Origin of the sequence: Streptomyces sp. NBC_00316 (assembly GCF_036158715.1) — a bacterium.
Classification (GTDB): Bacteria; Actinomycetota; Actinomycetes; order Streptomycetales; family Streptomycetaceae; genus Streptomyces.
In genome coordinates this window covers 335,082-351,297 of the sequence record NZ_CP108023.1, presented here as the reverse complement: position 1 = coordinate 351,297, position 16,216 = coordinate 335,082, and the positions used below count along the sequence as shown (strand labels likewise).

General features: G+C 69.5%; 14 protein-coding genes. 5 read left to right on the top strand and 9 right to left on the bottom strand.

Translation table 11 applies throughout. The features are described 5' to 3' along the window. Positions 1–35: 35 nt before the first annotated feature. Together OG878_RS01665 and OG878_RS01660 are read right to left on the bottom strand one after the other, a co-directional pair. On the bottom strand, positions 36–923 hold the full coding sequence (locus OG878_RS01665) for a hypothetical protein (RefSeq protein WP_328885055.1): 888 nt from the start codon (positions 921–923) through the stop codon (positions 36–38). Between the two features lie 273 nt (positions 924–1,196). Then, entirely contained in the window at positions 1,197–1,364 is a 168-nt protein-coding gene (locus tag OG878_RS01660; RefSeq protein WP_328885054.1) for a hypothetical protein, read from the bottom strand. 203 nt (positions 1,365–1,567) lie between these two features. Between OG878_RS01660 and OG878_RS01655 the strand changes: the two genes are divergently transcribed. Together OG878_RS01655 and OG878_RS01650 are read left to right on the top strand one after the other, a co-directional pair. Next, positions 1,568–1,984 carry an ester cyclase gene (locus tag OG878_RS01655; protein ID WP_328885053.1) on the top strand — a complete coding sequence of 139 codons (417 nt, stop codon included), beginning with the start codon at positions 1,568–1,570 and terminating at the stop codon, positions 1,982–1,984. Positions 1,985–2,805: 821 nt separating this feature from the next. Further along, the gene (locus tag OG878_RS01650; RefSeq protein WP_328885052.1) at positions 2,806–3,951 is read left to right on the top strand and encodes a DUF3103 family protein; all 1,146 of its coding nucleotides are present in this window, start codon (positions 2,806–2,808) and stop codon (positions 3,949–3,951) included. A gap of 327 nt (positions 3,952–4,278) precedes the next feature. Here OG878_RS01650 and OG878_RS01645 read toward each other — a convergent pair whose 3' ends face one another. Further along, positions 4,279–5,226, bottom strand: a complete 948-nt coding sequence (locus tag OG878_RS01645; RefSeq protein WP_328885051.1) for a helix-turn-helix domain-containing protein — start codon at positions 5,224–5,226, stop codon at positions 4,279–4,281. An 89-nt stretch (positions 5,227–5,315) separates the two neighbouring features. Between OG878_RS01645 and OG878_RS01640 the strand changes: the two genes are divergently transcribed. Further along, on the top strand, positions 5,316–9,479 hold the full coding sequence (locus OG878_RS01640) for a S8 family serine peptidase (protein ID WP_328885050.1): 4,164 nt from the start codon (positions 5,316–5,318) through the stop codon (positions 9,477–9,479). Between the two features lie 291 nt (positions 9,480–9,770). Here OG878_RS01640 and OG878_RS01635 read toward each other — a convergent pair whose 3' ends face one another. From OG878_RS01635 to OG878_RS01610, 6 genes are all read right to left on the bottom strand, one after another. Further along, positions 9,771–10,481, bottom strand: coding sequence for a cytochrome b/b6 domain-containing protein (locus tag OG878_RS01635; RefSeq protein ID WP_328885049.1), 711 nt, complete (start codon positions 10,479–10,481; stop codon positions 9,771–9,773). After that, positions 10,423–11,151 (bottom strand): molybdopterin-dependent oxidoreductase, encoded by a 729-nt coding sequence (locus tag OG878_RS01630; RefSeq protein ID WP_328885048.1) that lies wholly within the window; start codon positions 11,149–11,151, stop codon positions 10,423–10,425. The genes OG878_RS01635 and OG878_RS01630 overlap by 59 nt, the downstream gene beginning before the upstream one ends. Before the next feature lie 2 nt (positions 11,152–11,153). Then, the gene (locus tag OG878_RS01625; protein WP_328885047.1) at positions 11,154–11,504 is read right to left on the bottom strand and encodes a hypothetical protein; all 351 of its coding nucleotides are present in this window, start codon (positions 11,502–11,504) and stop codon (positions 11,154–11,156) included. Between the two features lie 524 nt (positions 11,505–12,028). Continuing rightward, positions 12,029–12,625 (bottom strand): TetR/AcrR family transcriptional regulator, encoded by a 597-nt coding sequence (locus OG878_RS01620; RefSeq protein ID WP_328885046.1) that lies wholly within the window; start codon positions 12,623–12,625, stop codon positions 12,029–12,031. Positions 12,626–12,785: 160 nt separating this feature from the next. Further along, positions 12,786–13,802 (bottom strand): alcohol dehydrogenase catalytic domain-containing protein, encoded by a 1,017-nt coding sequence (locus OG878_RS01615; protein ID WP_328885045.1) that lies wholly within the window; start codon positions 13,800–13,802, stop codon positions 12,786–12,788. 414 nt (positions 13,803–14,216) lie between these two features. Further along, a complete protein-coding gene (locus tag OG878_RS01610; RefSeq protein ID WP_328885044.1) occupies positions 14,217–14,393 on the bottom strand; it encodes a hypothetical protein in 177 nt (58 codons plus the stop codon). A gap of 220 nt (positions 14,394–14,613) precedes the next feature. Here OG878_RS01610 and OG878_RS01605 point away from each other — a divergent pair, with 220 nt between their 5' ends. Together OG878_RS01605 and OG878_RS01600 are read left to right on the top strand one after the other, a co-directional pair. Next, complete coding sequence (locus OG878_RS01605) at positions 14,614–15,039, top strand: Ohr family peroxiredoxin (protein ID WP_328885043.1); 426 nt, start codon at positions 14,614–14,616, stop codon at positions 15,037–15,039. A 500-nt stretch (positions 15,040–15,539) separates the two neighbouring features. Beyond that, the gene (locus OG878_RS01600; protein ID WP_328885042.1) at positions 15,540–16,160 is read left to right on the top strand and encodes an HAD-IA family hydrolase; all 621 of its coding nucleotides are present in this window, start codon (positions 15,540–15,542) and stop codon (positions 16,158–16,160) included. Positions 16,161–16,216: the final 56 nt, after the last annotated feature.

The window sequence follows — 16,216 nt, the reverse complement described above, 5'->3', positions numbered from 1 at the left end:
GCCCCGGCGACGGGATGGGACGCGGCCTCGGCGGATCAGGTGCCGGGCAGCGTCGAGTTGTCCTCCACGAACAACATCAGCGCCCCCTGATGTTCCTCGGCGTGGGCCGTGGCCGTACCGCCCAGTTCCTGAACCCGTTGCATCGTCCGGTCGAAGAAGTCCCTGCCGCTGGGCACCAGGACGGACAGCTCGAGGTCCTCGTAGCAGGCCAGGAGCGTGCCCTTCTCGACCCGGAGGGTCACGGGGAATTCCTTCCGGTCGATCCGGCGAAGAAGTTCTTCACGGGCGCCCGGGCTGTAGGACGTCCAGTGGCCGATGAACGGCAGGACCAGATCCGGCCGAACCCTGCGCGTGTGGGAGACCACCACCGCCTGGAGGTCCTCCCACCACGGCAGCCTGAGGCGCAGGGAGCCCACCGAGTATGTGCGCCCCGAACCCTGAACCGTGAGGGCATCGCCGAGCTGCTCCTCCACGTCGCCCCAGCGGTCGTCCACCTCATGGACCTCGACGAGCGCGTGGCAGCCGACCGGGCGGTCGGAGACGGCGACCAGGCTTCGGAGAGGGCCGCCGAGCGACACCAGGTTCCGGTCGTACATGTAGCCCATGTGCCGCTCGTGGTCCGTACCTCCCAAGGGCGGCGGGGCGGCCACGCTGATCGCCTTGGGGTTGTAGTCGTTGTCCGGGCGGGGGACGAATTGCACCAGCACGGGCACGACCGTCTGCTTCTCGGACCGCCCGGCCATGGCCGCCCTGAAGATGTTCTTCTCCCAGCCTGCCGAAAGGCTGTGACGGATGAACGAGCGGTAGGCAGCATCCGCGTCGTCCCGCAGAGCCACGCCGTGCGAGAACTCGGGGTCGTTCGCAGGGATCAGCAGCATTCCGCTGTCGGGGTCTTCGGCCATCGAGCCGGGCATCGCGTTCACGGGCGCCGTCCTGTCGCACTCGGTTTTCCACCATCCCTCCCGAAGAGGGCAAATGGGCGGCTGTGACGATATCGAACGACGGAACGACCTCGGAACGGGGGTGTCAGGGGCCCGCGGTGACCCGTCGACCGCCTGTGGGGGAGGGCCGGTGGATGACTGGCGGCGCACTCGTACATCCCAGGGTGCGACACGATCACACGCGCAGTGTTCTGCGCCCTGTCCCCATCGGTGTGCCCCGCTGACTCCTGACGGAACTTCCTCCGCACCCGAGTTCTACGTGTCGTGGTGGCGGGGTACTGCCCGCAGCCGGTGCAGGCCGATCGCCCGGCGATCCCACGACCAGCCGCTCTCGATCAACAGCGTGCGCCGGCCGGTGGGGCCGAACCAGAGCCACAGCAGGTCTGCGGTCGCCTCCACCGGGCAGGGAGGCGGTGGGCTCACGTCGTGCAGGTGACAGGCGGCGGCGTGGAGTGCCTTCCGGCGGTCCGCGGCGGTGCGCGCCCGGAGTCGTTCGCCGGACCCTCACCTTCTCCGCCGCAGGTCACTGTGGACGCTCCGCCGGACGGCCCCGGCGGCGTGTGTGCGGGGGGACGGACGGGGACGTGCACTGGCGAATCCGATCGGGCGATGGGTACCGTCCTTGCATGTCCGACTCAGTCGAAGCCATCACCGGGCGGAACGCTGATGTCGTCCGCCGCTACCTCCGGGTCTTCGAAACAAGGGACGTCGGTGAGCTCGAAGAGCTCGTCGCCGAGGATGTCCTGGTTCACGGCGCGGGCTTTCACGGCCAGGGGCGGCATCACCCCGAGGGAGCGGTGCTGACGCCGGGCCTGTCCGACTGCCGAGTCCAGGTGGACGATCTCTTCGCGGCCGGCGACCGGGTCACTGTGGCGTTCACCCTCACCTACACCCACGACCGCAGCGGCCGGGACCTCACGATGACGGGCGTCAAGTCCTACCGGCTCCGAGATGGACGGATCATCGAGTTCTGGGGCGAGACCGACCTGTACGGCCTCCTCCGCCAGGCTGGGCTCGTACCCGAGCAGATACCGCCGTTCTGACACAGGAGTGCACCAGAGGCAGTCACTCGCGACCATGTCGGTCAGGGGTCAGGGCGCACGCTGCCTGATGCGTCCCCGGTCCGCGGGCTGACGGGTGGCAACGGTCCTTGTCGGACCTCGTCATCAACTCAGGGCCCATCGGGGCGAGTCGCTGTCGTGCTGCCGTGACCGGTTCTGAACGCCCGTTGCTCTTTCTCGATGTCGACGGACCACTCCTTCCTTTTCGGAGCGGCTCGTCGACGGGGCAGCAGGACGCTCGGCCCCACGGAGCCGGACTTCGCAGCTCCCGACGCGTGGCTGCGACGCATAGGCGGGCTCGTCGGCGCCTGATCCCCGGTCATCGTGCGACGTCCACGGGGCCGAGTACAGAAGGCCAGGTCGCCATGGAGCGCCCCGGACACCTTCTGACCCGGTCGGCCACACTCGCGGCGACGGTCAGTGTGGTCTGCCCTGGTGTGATCCATGGACGGGACTCCGGGATCCCCGGCTGCTCCCGGTTGGTGATCCCTCCCGTTCACTGGATGGAGCCGGTCAAGTTCGGTGTGTCGACCGCAAAGCTGACGAAACGTCATTGGCCCTCGGTGCCAAGGCTGTTCATGGATTGCTCACGCCCTCTTGTGCAGCGCACTCGTCATGCACATGCTAGTCACCGCGGGTTCTACTCGCATAGACCTGCTGGTGGCAACCCGGCTCCATCCTGAACGCGCACCGTCTTTCGGCCGACGTCCCGCCACAACGCGGGGCGCCGCACCCCCCATTCGTCGACGTCCCGCCACGACACGGGGCGCCGCACGCTCACAGGAGGAACCTTGTACAGACGTATGACGCGACGCAACGCCCTGGCGCTCACCCTTTGCGCCACGACGGTCGTCGCGCTGGCAGGCGCCGTTACACCCGCGGCCGGCGCGGCAGCACGGTCGCAGACCCCGACGGCCGAGCCCTCGTCGACGGTGACCCGTATCGAAGACCGGACGGCAAAGGAAGTGGCCGCGTCGCTGGCGAACGCTCAGTGGCGGGAGGAGCTGCGTTCGGCGGTACTGAAGTCGAACGAGGTCGATCTACGCGCGGTGACCGCGAGTGCGGCAAGCGCGGCGGGCAAGGGTCTGTCGAGTGCGGTGGCCGGCGCCGACCGGCGGATCGTGGCAGCGAAGGGGCTGGACAGCAGCGTGGGCTCACTGCTGCGGCTGCGCCTGGGCACCGACGCGATGAAGAAGGAACTGACGTCGGGGACAAGCCCGTTGGTGGCGGTGACGACGCAGGATGACGACGCGACGACGGTGACGGCGTACGACAGCCGGGGCCGGGCGCACACCTTGGACGCGACGAAGGCACCGGAGCAAGCGGTGTACGTGATCGATCTGGACGTGTCCAAGGCGGTGGCGGCCGGCCTGGGCCTGCTGAACAAGGAACTGGCGAAGGACGGCCTGAGCACATCGGCGACCAACCGGGCAACGGCGAAGGCGACGAGCGCGGCAGGCGGTTTCTGGACGACCAAGGTCGACGCGGTGTCCCTCAACGACGACGAAGAACCGTGGACTTCGGGTGACGCGGAGGTCTTCTCGCTGGTCAGCGGCTTCGGGCTGGACGGCAAGGTGCGGGTGGACTCGGTCGACATGCCCTACCTGGACACCGACCACCACACGTACTACCCGAACCAGATCCTGGTGAACTGGTCGAACTACAAGTACAACCTGGCCGACGTGGTCATGATGGAGGACGACGGCGACACGAACTACGCCGCGCTCACCAAGGCCATCGCGGACGCGCTGCTGACGATCACGGACCAGGGCGCATACATACCCTTGGTGAATGCGATCCTGGATGCCATTCCCGCGTCCTGGTACACCAACGACCCCGACTACGTGGACTCGTGGTACACGCTCGCCGCCAACTCCACCGGCACCCTGAACGGAGCTCGCGGCAACGGCTGGATGCAGGTCTCCCCGTACTGGGTCCAGCAGTTCTGACCGTCCCCCACCGAACCGGTGGCGCTGCGCGCCGCCTTCGGGGCCCGGGCTCCCCACTGCTCGGGCCCCGACCCGCTCACGACCCAGGACGCGGCGGGCGATGCAGGGTGGGACGGGGCACCACTGAGAGGGGCGCTGCCCCCTCCGGCCGGAGCCGCCCCCGTCCGGCGCAGAAGGCTCTCCCGACAGGCATGTCACCGTGGCTCACAGCAGCCCCGACGGGTGGGGGACACGGGCGGTGGAGCGGCCGGGTCGAGCAGGGGCTCCGTGAACAGCAGGCGATTGAGGGACTGTCGGCCTTGCAGGGGCCGTCGGCGCCCGCCGGCGTCACAGCCAGCCGTTGCGGGATGCGATGACCCCGGCCTGGAAGCGGTTGGCCGCGCCCAGCAACTCGAGCAGGCGGCTCATACGGCGCCGCATGGTGCGTACGGACCAGCCGAGCTGCCGGGCTATCGCCTCGTCCTTGAGGCCGCTGACCAGAAGGATGAGCAGCTGACGGTCCTCCTCGCCGATCGGGTCCTCGCCCGGGGCGTCGAGCGGAGTGGCCTGCCGCCAGCACATCTCCCAGTAGTCGATCAGTGCGTCGAGCAGAGCGGAGGGGCGGATGACGGCAGCGCGTACGTCCGTGAGGTCCAGTGAGAGCGGCATCAGTGCCAGCCGGCGGTCGGCTATGGCCAGCTTGACCCGCAGCCCGGACAGCACCCGTGCCTGTTCGCCGTGGTGAACGAGTCCTCGGATGTCGCTGAGGACGCCCGGCCACTCCAGGGCTTCCGGGGCGTAGACCGAGCGGTACACCACGCCGCGGGCCAGTGCGGCGGCCTCCAGCGGATTGGAGGTGGTCAGCGCATACGGCGGCCGGTCAAGGGTGATGACCTCCTTGCGCGCCTCCTGTTGCAGTCGCACGAACCAACGGCCCAGTTCCTCGCTGCCTGTGGTGATCTCGACTTCGTCTCCGGCGCCGTTCTGGGCCCCGGCGAAGAGCTCGGTCAGCTCGGTCGCCACTGACCGGACCCGGTCGAGGTCGATGGTCCGGAGCCTGATCAGAGCTTCCAGTGCCGCCCGCGGTTCGATCGCCGTGTAGCGACGGCGGGTTCCGGCGAGCCGGCTGACCAGCCCTTGATCGTGCAGCCGGTCCAGGGCCCGGGCGATCCGCTCGGAGGAGCAGCCGAGATCGGCTTCGAGTTCGGCGGGGCGCGCGGTGTGCCTTGCGACGACGGCGCGGTACACGCTCTCGTCGAACGGGCCGATCCCCACGGCCGCCAGTTCCTTGATCATTCAAACACCTTGGCCCACGTGTGCCACTGACCGCAAGGGGCCACCGTGAATCATTGCCCTGGCAAGTAATTCCACGTAGGACCTTCCCCATGGCAATAACCATGCGTAGATCGCTCAACGTCGGCGTCGCCGCCGTCGTTGTCGGAGGGCTCCTCTCGTGGGTCCCTCCCGCTGCCGGCTCAGCACCCACCGGTCCTGAACGGCGTGTGATCGTCAAGCTCTCCGGGGCCGCCGCGATCGCCGCCGCCCCCGACGGCAGGGCGCGGGCGGCCGTCGCCGCCGCAGTCGCCTCCGAGCGCCGGTCGGTGGCATCCCGGCAGCAGGACTTCCTCGGCCGGACCGAGCGGGCCGGGCTGCACCCCGGATCGGTCCGCATGTTCAATCTCCTGGTCAACGCCGTCGCGATGACCGTTCCCGCCGGGGAACTCGGCAGGCTGTCCGCGATGCCGGGCGTCGCGGCCGTCGTCCCGGACATGCCCGTGCGGGCACAGACCGATGTCAGTGTTCCGTTCATCGGCGCGCCCGAGGTGTGGAAGCGCAAGGACCCGACGGGCAAGGCCGCACGCGGAGCAGGTGTGACGGTCGCCGTCATCGATTCGGGCGTGGACTACACCCATCCCGACCTCGGCGGCGGTTTCGGCCCCGGGCACAAGGTCGTTGCCGGGTACGACTTCGTCAACGGCGACGACGACCCGATGGACGACAACGGTCACGGCACCCACGTCGCCGGGATCATCGCGGGCAAGGCCGCGGAGCACGGCGGGATCACCGGCGTCGCCCCGGATGCCACGATCGTCGCCTACAAGGTGATGGACGATCAGGGCAGCGGCTACGAATCGGACATCATCGCCGGTATCGAGGCGGCGGCCGACCCGGCCAACCCGCACCGTGCCGACGTCATCAACATGAGCCTGGGCGGCTACGGCGACGGCACCGAACCGCTGGGCCTGGCCGCGACGGCCGCCACCCGCGCGGGCGTTGTCGTGGTGGCAGCCGCCGGAAACGCCGGCCCCGGGCCGAACACCGTGAGCACGCCCGCGGCCGCCGACGGGGTCATCGCCGTCGGTGCGTCCACGACCAACCTGGTGCTGCCCACGGCGTATCTGGCCGGCACCCGTCCCGAACTCCTCCAGACGAAGCGTGTCGGACTGTCGGCGAACCCACCGGCCGAGCCGGTCACCGCCCGGCTCGTGGACGTCGGGTTCGGTACCGATGAGGACTGGTCCCGGGCCGGCGACGTACGCGGCAAGATCGTGCTCGTCCAGGCGGTTCCGAGCCTGGAACTGGCTCGCGAGGCGGAGCGGCGCGGAGCCTTCGCCCTGCTCGTCGGCCCGCCGGGCGGCGGAGGCGGAGACCCGCAGCGGACCGCAACCGCTCCCGGGGTCGCCGCCGTATCAGCAAGCGCTCCCGGAATCGGCGCCTCCGGCGATTCCCTGCGCATGGACAAGCTCGTGATCCTGGGCATGGACGATACCCAGTACGCGGAACTGGGCGCCCGGCTGGCGGACAAGCCCGTCTCCGTCACCGTCCGCGGCACCGACGCCACGGACCAGATCGCTTCGTTCTCCTCCCGCGGCCCCTCGCAACGGTTCGAGCTGAAGCCCGATCTGGTGGCGCCGGGCGTGGAGATCCGTTCCACCGTACCGACGGGCCTGTACGCGCCCGGCGAATACCGGATGTCCGGTACCTCGATGGCCTCCCCCCACGTCGCCGGCGCCGCGGTCCTGCTCCGCCAGCTGCACCCGGGACAGTCACCGGACGCCGTGAGGTCGGCGCTGGTCGGCACTGCGAAACCACTGACCGGCTCGGAACCGACCACCCAGGGCGCCGGCCGGCTCGACGTGGCCGCGGCAGCGAACGCCGTACTCACCGCCACGCCCGCCACGCTCTCGTTCGGACTCGCCGATCTCTCCCGGCGGACGATCGGTGGCACCAGGACCGTGACGCTGCGCAACAGCGGGACGCGCAGGATGACCGCGACCCTGAAGACCAGCGGCGCAGCCCGTGTCAGCCCCGCGCATGTCGACATCGCGGCTGGAGGCACCGCCACGGTCGCGGTGACGATCGACACGGGGCGGCCCTCCACCGACACCGAAGTCAGCGGACGTCTCACCGTCACCGCCGACAGCGGACCGGCGATCACCGTTCCCTACCTGCTGATCGCGCGGCATCTGATCGTGCAGGCCGCACCCGATCCCAGCGACGGCCGCTCCACGGTGTACATCTACAGCCCGGTCGCCCTGGGCGGTCCGCCGGCCGTCACCGTGACGCCGCCGCACGGCAAGGCCATGAAGGTCACCGCCGTACCCGACCACGGCAACTGGTACCGGGCCGCTGTGACCGGCCGGAACGCCGGGGCGTACAAGGTGTCGGCCGACGCTGCCACGGCTACCGGGCAGCGGCTCATCGGCTCCGGCGCCTTCGAGGTCACCCCCGAGGACAGCCGCGGCAACCAGTGGAAGCCGGTCGGGCCCAACAGCGACAGCGGCGAACTCACCACCACCCCGGGCGCGCCCCGTCAGGCGGTGCTCACCCAGGCCGGCAAGCCCGGGCCGTGGCTCACCACCGACAGCGGCACGACCTGGTCCCAGCTCAACCGGCTGCCGGTGTCCAACGGCAGCGGCATGGTCGTCATCGACAGGAAGCAGCCGGACCGCTGGTGGTACGCCGTCAACAGCGATGCTCCTCCGAGGACGCAGGGCACGATCCTGCGCACCGAGGACCGCGGGCGCACCTGGCAGACCCTCGATGTCCCGGATACCCACATCGCCGCCCTGGTCAGCGACGAGCAGTCCCGCACCCTGGTTGCCGTGACCGACGCCGGACTCCTCGTCAGCACCGACGCAGGCGACACCTGGACCGCATCTCCCACCGGAGTCTCCGGTGACATCCAGTGGGCGGCGATCGCCGGTGACGACCTCTACCTCGCGACCATGAACGGCATCTGGGTGCGTCCCGGTGTGGTCTCCGGCGCACCCGGCGCTGTCCGGCAGGTCTACGAATCCGAGGGCTTCGACCTCAGGGGACTGGCCGCGGACGGCTCCGTCGTCGTCGCCTATGACGTCCGGACCGGAGTCGTCGGCTCGTACGACCGCGGTCGGACCTGGTCCACCTTGCTCGAACAGCCCTGGGTCGGCGCCGGCATCAGCATGTCCGGCGGCGATGTGTTCCTCTCGGCGGCTCATGAGAGCTGGATCGGCCGCGACCATGGCCGTACCTGGTCGTCGATTCCCAACCCTGCGGACGGTGCCCTGCCGCTCGACTACGACCGCTGGGCGGACGGATCGTTCACGATCGTCGAGCAGACGGCCGGTCTCTACCGGGCCACGGCGTCCGGCAGCGGCTACCGACGTATCGGCGTCCAGGGCGGGACGGTGCGCGACCTGGCGGTCACCGGCAACACCCTCCTGGCCGGCACGGATTACGGAGTCCAGCGCACCGAACTGCCCGTCAGCACCCCTGAATGGGGTGCGACGGGCAATGAGGGACGGTTCGGGGAGAGCGTCGGCCTGGTGGCCGTGTCCCCCAAGAATCCCCAGGTGGTGTGGAAGGTCCGCGAAGGTTCCGGCAATGGGTCGTTCTACGTCTACCGGAGCGACGACGGCGGCAGGACGTGGCAGCAGAAGGCGGTCTACGCCGAGAAGCCGACGACGCTCACCATCGACCCCACCGACCCGGATCACGTGCTCGTCGGGTACTGGACCCCGGTGGATGCAGGCCTGTTCGTGACAGCCGACAACGGCACGACATGGAAGGCGCTCCACCACGACGCCTTCTTCGATGCCACGATCGCGGACCCGCACGATCCGGGCCGCCTGTGGCTGGGCAACGCCCATGGCCTCTACCGGTCGGACGACGGAGGGGTCACCGTCACAAAGGTCGCCGAGGGTTCCGTGTCCACCATCGAACTCGACGGTTCCCGGCTGCTCGTCGGGGGTGACGGCGTCCGGGTGAGCACCGACGGCGGCCGGACCTTCCGGACCGCGGACACCGGAGGCCTCCCGACGCGTGTCTCGGATCTGACCCGCGTGGGCAAGACGCTCTACGCGGCCACGACGCGATACGTGTCGAACGGCATCCCGAGGGGCGGCCGTGGCGTGCTGCGCAGTACCGACAACGGGCGGACCTGGGTCAACGTCTCGACCGGGCTGCAGAACCTGGACACCACCAAGCTCGCGGCGAGCCCCGACGGCGCCTATCTGTACGTCGGCACCATGAGCGGGGGCGTGCACCGGCTGGAGCTGCGGCGCTGACACCAACGGCTGCATGGGGGCGATTCGATGCGAGTCGCCCGCATGCCCGCCGACGCGGGGTACGAGGGGCATGGGGCGCTGAGCCCCGCCCTCACCTCGACGTCTCGCACGGAGCCACAGCACGGTATGGGCGGGGCCGCAGCCGGCGGCCCCGCCCGTGTGTTGCGTCTGGGGCGTTCCCAGGGCATCGGGGAGTCGGCCCGAGGGACCATGGCGCTGCCGGGTCGACTCTCCGTCGTGATCGCCGGCCGGCGTCCGACCGCTGCGCCGCTCTCCTCGGACCCCGCAGACTCAGCGCTCCTGAACGGTCGCACCGGCATCACCGTCATGCGGGGCGGACCGGTCTTCCTCCAGCCACTGCGGATGCCGCATCCCCGCCCACTCCCGCTCCACGAACCCCGTACGCATGCCGAGCCTCGCCTGCGGGTCCCGGTACGCCATCCTCATGTGCCCGATCAGGACGAGGACGACGGCCCAGGCCAGTACGTCGTGTACGAAGATCGCGCTGGTGCGGGAGATCGGCTGGAGTACGCCCGTGAACCACATCAGCAGACCGGTGGACATCATCACCAGGACCGCCCCGGCGATCCAGCCCGCGTAGAGCTTCTGTCCCGCGTTGAACTTGCCGGCAGGGCGCGCGCCCGGTGACGTCGTGCGCGTGAGGACCGCACGCAGCCACCGTCTGTCGTACACCGCGAAGCGGTTCAGCCGGCGGAGACCGGCCCGGAAGGAGGGTGAGACGAGGCCGAGGAGGAAGGGAACCGGCAACAGGATTCCCGACCATTCGTGAACGGTGGCGACCAGGTGGCGGCGGCCGACCACCTGCGCGAGCGGCGCCAGATACAGACAGGCTGCGGTCGCCACACACAGCAGCATCAACCAGCCGGTGGTGCGGTGGACCAGACGCTCGGCCCGGCCGAACCGGAGGATGCGCCCGGACCGCTCAGGCGGCGGAGGCGTCATCGTGTCTGTCGGCCCCGTCGAGCCAACCGTCGATGTCATAGCCGCGCTCCTCCCAGTAGCCGGGTATGACCTCGTCGGTGACGGAGATCCCGGACAGCCACTTGGCTGATTTGTAGAAATACATCGGGGCCACATAGAGCCGGACCGGTCCACCGTGCTCGTGAGTGATCGGTTTGTCCTGCATCTTCAAGGCCAGCAGCACGTCCGAGCGGCGGGCCTGGGACAGCGTGAGGCTTTCGGTGTAGGCGCCGTCGAAGCAGGTGAAACGGATCGCCTTGCCGTCGGGCCGCACTCCGGCGGCATCGAGCAGGTCGGAGAGCTTGACGCCCTCGAAAGGGGTGTCCTTCACCCGCCAGCCGTCGGTGCATTGCACGTCGTGGACGACCCTGGACTGCGGCAGGGCGCCGAGGTCCTCGAGCGTGTACGTCTTCGGGCGGTCGACCAGGCCGTCGATCCGCAGCCGGTAGTTCGTGGCGTCCTTGCGCGGCACCGAGCCCACGACGCTGTAGTAGCGAAAACCCCCCGGATTGGGCAGCAGTCCGGTGAGCCCGGTGGAGTCGACCTGCGAGACAGCGGCAAGGGTCCGCTCCCAGCCGCGCTGCACGTACGGCGCGGTGGCGAGCCCGAGGACTCCCGCGCCGAGCATCGACAGCATGGTCCGCCGCGCCACAGGCGCGCCGTCCGCCGGCTGCTTCCGTCGGTCGGACATGGTCACCACCGCCCGGGCCGGGTGAAGATCTCGGCGGCCTGCTCCGCAAGGCCGCCGACGGTCGTGTTCGTGGTGCCTGAGACGGTGGACGGCATGGCGGATGGTTCGGCGATCCGCCGGCCCTCGATGCCCCGATACCTCGATTCCGCGGTCGTCAGCTCTCCCCGGTTGCGCGTTGCGCCCGGCAGCCGGGGCCCCGCGGGAGGACCGGACCGTGGCGGCGGCACCACGGAACCGCCTGCCTTGAGCAGGAGCACATGCGCGTTGCTGTCCTCACGCAACCGCGCTGCCGGCACACTGCCGCTCGTTCCCGTGCCCACTACGACGCACTCGTATTCCACGGCTTGGCTCATGAAGCCTCTTCTCGGTTTCTGGCGGAGTCGACGGGGGCCGACGCGGCATCCGAGCGGTCCGGGGCAGTAGCTGCGGTCCGCAGCAACCCGTCCCGCTCACGGCGACCATATTTGTCACCTGTCAAGAGGGTGATGACGATGACATGAGCGAAAGTCACCTGTCAAGAGGGTGATGAAACTCGGGTGTCGATTGCCCCGTCACCCGCTGCCGAGGGCCGCTGTGCCGCTCGGAGCGTTGATCACCGCATGGACCGGCGCCCGATCGCGCCGAATGTCGCGGTCGTCGCCGCGGCGAGCCTCGTGTCGTCCGTCTCCTCGGATGCCCCGGACGATGTGGCTCTGCGGTTCGTTCCGGTCAAGAAAGACCGGGCTGGGGTGGTCCGCCCGCGACCAGGGGTGGCGGGATGATCCGTTCCGGCTGTGCCGCCCAGTCGTGCGCTGCGCCGCGGTTCATGACCGAGTTGCTCTGGGAGGCAGGGGGCATGCCCCGCTCGGCCATGGCGGGTGGTGCCCACCCGTGGGTCCTACGGTTGAACCTGTTCCGAAGGCGGCGCGAGCAGTGTCCCGAAGGCCGTGTCGAAGAAGTCGTCGAAGGCATCGCCCGACCTGCTGGAGCGCGCGGCGATGAGTGTGCCCTCCCATGCGTTGAGGAGAAAGCGTGCCGTCCTCTCCGCATCGAGGTCCGCTCGCACTGCGCCGGCCTGCTTCGCCTCGACGAGTGCACCGGAGATCATCGAGGCCCAGTGGCCGAGCGACTCCCGGACGCCGGCGCGGATCGTCTCGCTGTGGTCGGCGACCTCCGCCCCGAAGTTCCCGATCAGGCAGCCCTGGGTGAATCCCGCATTCGAGGTCTCGTCACGCAGGAACTCGAAGTGCTTGCGCAGACGCACCAGCGGTGCCACGTCGGACGCCGCCAGATCCTGCATCCGCCGGCTCGCGCCGTAGCGGTTCAGGGCGACGACGGCCAGTGACTCCTTGCTGTCGAAATGGTTGTAGAACGACCCCTTGGGCGCGCCGGCGGCATCGGTGATGTCCTTGACGCCCGCGGCGTTGTATCCCTTCGAGTGGAACTGTGCGACCGCTGCGTCGACGATCTCTTCGCGCATGCTTCGTCGGGCCATGACACCACCTCCGCACCGCAATATGGTCGGTCGCCTCGGTTTGGTCAAATGATGCCTCGCGAGGTGCAGGGTGTGCCCCGGGCCGGTACGCCCTGGTGCACGCAGTGCGGCGTGCCGGCCCGGGGTGCATCCTCGGCTCGCAGGTACCCCTGTCCCGGAGTCAGGCGGTCATGTCCAGCACGACCCGGAAGCGGGCCTGACCGGACATCATCCGCTCATACGCTGCGGGCGCCTGCGCAAGGGGCATCGTCTCCACCATCGGGCGGATGCCGAAGCGATTGCTGAAGTCGAGACCGTCCTCGTTCTCGATGGAGGAGCCCGTGAGGCTCCCGCTGACCGTGCGGGTGCCGAGGACGAGGTCCGGCGTGGAGATCGTGACGGGGTCCGGAGCGACCCCGACCACCACCATGTGCCCACGTGCGGCGAGGCCCGGGACCAGCGGCGTCATCGAGGCCCCGCTCGCTGCGGTGGCGATGACGGCGTCGGCGCCGCCCAGCTTCTGCAGCGCGGCACCGGGGTCCTCCGCAGAGCTGTCGATGTAGTGGCTCGCGCCCAGCTCGACAGCGAGCTGCTCCTTCTCCCGGCCGCGGGCGATGGCCGCGACGCGGTAGCCGAGCCGGGCGGCGTACTGGATGCCGAGGTGCCCGAGACCGCCGATGCCCTGGATCGCGACGAGGGCGCCGGGGCGGGCGTCGAGCCGGCGCAGTGCGCTGAAGGTCGTCAGGCCGGCGCAGAGGAGGGGGGCCGCCTCGACGGCGGACAGACCGTCCGGCACCCGGACCAGGCCGCTGCTGCGGGCGACGAGCACCTCGGCGTATCCGCCGTCCGTGGTCGTCCCGGTCTGGGGCTGGTCGGTGCAGTTGACGAAGTCTCCGCGGCGGCAGGGCGTGCACTCGCCACAGTGGCCGTTCAGGAAGCCCACGCCCACCCGGTCCCCGACGTGCCAGGTGCTCACACCCGCGCCGACGGCGTCGATGACGCCGACGACCTCGTGCCCGGGAACGATCGGCTGCGTCGGATCGGCCCGCATGCCCTCCACGGCGAGCGCGTCGGAGTGGCAGACCCCACAACTCTCCACCCTCAGCCTCACGTGCCCGGCGGGTGGTGTGGGGATCTCTCGAGTGACGAGCTCGAAGTTCCGCGCCCCTGTGACCTCGAATGCACGGTAAGTGGACATGGTTCTCCTCGATGAATGGCGGGTGCGGTGACTGGAGCCCCGGATCGCGGCATGGGCAGCACCGGGGGCGTCCGCGCGTCGCGTCCGCGCTGCTTCGGAGCGATGGACGGACCTGCGCGCTCCAATATGGTCGGTCGTCTTAAATGCGTCAAGCGAACCCGGTCGCTGCTCCGGCCGGAGCCGGCGACGGGTCTCCGGCATGCGTCCGGCCCGCTCCGTCGTCGGCGGGGCGGGCCGGGGTGGTGCCGGTAGTGGGCTCAGTGAGTGGGTCGGTCCGTGGTTGGTCCGTGGTTGTGCTCAGAAGACCTGGGCGTAGCAGCCCAGGCCGACAGCTGCCGAGAGCACCGCCAGACACACTGCCAGCAGGGGTTTGGGTACGCGCATCGGGATCCTTCCTTGCGTGGTCGGCCTGGCTCACAAGCAGTAGCGGACGAGCCACTGGTGAGCGTTGTAGGTGTCTCGTGCCGGGTCCTGCACCGTGGCCGCCCGCTCCTCGACCATCTCTTCGAGGCGGATGCGCTTCGGCAGTTCGCGGAACCGGGCGCGGCGGATGGTTTCGGCGGCGTCAGGGCTGTCCTGTGCGGGTTTCATCGCATCGTCTCCTTGCAATGTGGTGGCGGCCGGCCGGTCGATTGGGGGTCCCGTGCGGTCGCACTTCGTTCAGAATGCCTTGAGAGTCGTCACCAGTCAAGGGGGTGACGAAATGCTCCGTCACCTGTTTGACGGGTGATTTAATGCATGCCAGAGTCGTCACCACTCAGACAGGTGATGCCGGGTGATCTCGCCCGGGACGAGCTGGAAAGGCATGATCATGACTGAAACGAACTACACCGCCGTTGTCGCCGCGACCGGTGAGGGTCGCAACGGGGGGCGCGCCGCGTCCGACGACGGTCTCCTCGACCTCACCCTGGCAATCCCGAAGGAGCTGGGCGGCGCCGGCGGAGCCACCAATCCCGAGCAGCTCCTCGCTGCGGGATGGGCGTCCTGTTTCCTGGGCGCCGTCAAGATCACCGCCGCCCAGAGGAAGGTGACCCCGAAGGATCTGGCGGTCGTCGCCGAAGTCACCCTGCATCACACGCACGAGACGGGTGACTACAGCCTCAGCGCCGTACTGCACCTCGAGCTCAGTGGAGTGGACCAGCAGACGGCCGAGGAGCTCGGTGCGGGCGCCCATCGGATCTGCCCCTACTCCAAGGCACTCGACATCCCGGTCACCATCGAAGCCACCGTCGCCTGAGGTCGCGGCCGGGGTGAACACGTCACCGGGCCGGACGGTCCTGCGGGTGACGAAATCGCCTTGGCGGCCGTCGGGGGCGAGGTCGGCCGTCATGTGTCACTGCGGTGGCGCCGATTGCCGCCATGGCGATGCGTCAGCAGAGCTGAGGGGCGGGTCGGTTGATTCGAGCCCCCGAGGTGACTTGCGTTACGATAGTCAGCGCCTGTGGTGAAGAGATGCGGAAGCCGACGACCACCCGGCTCGGGCAGCGACAAGCGCACCAAGACGTGGTCGTACGGCCGTTCGGGTGCGGTCGGCGACTCGCGCGCAACGCCCCGGCGACGGTGTGACCGCATGCACGGAGTCCTCTCGGACACCCGGCGCATTCCGGATGCCGCCTCGGCGTCTGTGCAGAGCGGAGGCAGTGCTGTACGTCGCGCCCTCGGCCCGCAGCCCCAAGGCCGGCGCCCGGAGACGCCGATCGACACCACACCCTCGCCCCTACAGCTGGAGTTCCCGCCATGACCCACCGCACCGGTCTCATCCTCGACTTCGGCGGCGTGCTGACCACGCCGCTGCTGCCCGCCGTGCTCGCCTTCGAGCAGCGCGAGGGCCTGGCGCAGGGAGCCTGCATCACGGCGCTTTACCTCGACGAGGAGGGCGCCCGGCGCACCCACGACCTCGAGCGTGGCGCGATCACTCAGGCGGAATGGAACATCGCGGCAGCCGGGAGCCTCGGCGTGGCTCCCGACAACCTCATGGGCCGCATCTTCGCGGATCTGCGTCCGGAGACCGCCATGATCAAGGCCGCGGCCGCCGCTCGGCGGGCCGGGGTGTCGGTGGGGATCCTGTCCAACTCCGTCGGCCTCGACCCGTGGAACCTGTACGACGGATACGACATGGACCAGCTGTGCGACGCCGTGGTGATCTCCGAGCGGCACGGGATGCGCAAGCCCGAACCGGCCATCTTCCAGCTCATGCTGGACATGCTCGGCAAGCCTGCCGAGGCCTGTGTCTTCGTGGACGACACGGAGCAGTACCTCGCGCCGGCGGCGGAGTTGGGGCTGGCGGGCGTCCACGCGAAGGACCCGGAAGAGACGATCGCGCAGTTGGAGACCTTGCTCGGAGTCCCCTTGGCCTGAGGCGGGAGCTGTCCTTCGAGCCGCCCGGAGACCGCCCGGCGTCGGACACGCCGTTC

What these genes read in the sequence shown, in the direction of transcription:
- OG878_RS01650 (WP_328885052.1), top strand. Translation starts at nt 2,806, where the DNA reads ATGACGCGACGCAACGCCCTGGCGCTCACCCTTTGCGCCACGACGGTC.
- OG878_RS01655 (WP_328885053.1), top strand. Translation starts at nt 1,568, where the DNA reads ATGTCCGACTCAGTCGAAGCCATCACCGGGCGGAACGCTGATGTCGTC.
- OG878_RS01635 (WP_328885049.1), bottom strand. Translation starts at nt 10,481, where the DNA reads ATGACATCGACGGTTGGCTCGACGGGGCCGACAGACACGATGACGCCT.
- OG878_RS01640 (WP_328885050.1), top strand. Translation starts at nt 5,316, where the DNA reads ATGGCAATAACCATGCGTAGATCGCTCAACGTCGGCGTCGCCGCCGTC.
- OG878_RS01615 (WP_328885045.1), bottom strand. Translation starts at nt 13,802, where the DNA reads ATGTCCACTTACCGTGCATTCGAGGTCACAGGGGCGCGGAACTTCGAG.
- OG878_RS01620 (WP_328885046.1), bottom strand. Translation starts at nt 12,625, where the DNA reads ATGGCCCGACGAAGCATGCGCGAAGAGATCGTCGACGCAGCGGTCGCA.
- OG878_RS01625 (WP_328885047.1), bottom strand. Translation starts at nt 11,504, where the DNA reads ATGAGCCAAGCCGTGGAATACGAGTGCGTCGTAGTGGGCACGGGAACG.
- OG878_RS01610 (WP_328885044.1), bottom strand. Translation starts at nt 14,393, where the DNA reads ATGAAACCCGCACAGGACAGCCCTGACGCCGCCGAAACCATCCGCCGC.
- OG878_RS01630 (WP_328885048.1), bottom strand. Translation starts at nt 11,151, where the DNA reads ATGTCCGACCGACGGAAGCAGCCGGCGGACGGCGCGCCTGTGGCGCGG.
- OG878_RS01600 (WP_328885042.1), top strand. Translation starts at nt 15,540, where the DNA reads ATGACCCACCGCACCGGTCTCATCCTCGACTTCGGCGGCGTGCTGACC.
- OG878_RS01645 (WP_328885051.1), bottom strand. Translation starts at nt 5,226, where the DNA reads ATGATCAAGGAACTGGCGGCCGTGGGGATCGGCCCGTTCGACGAGAGC.
- OG878_RS01605 (WP_328885043.1), top strand. Translation starts at nt 14,614, where the DNA reads ATGACTGAAACGAACTACACCGCCGTTGTCGCCGCGACCGGTGAGGGT.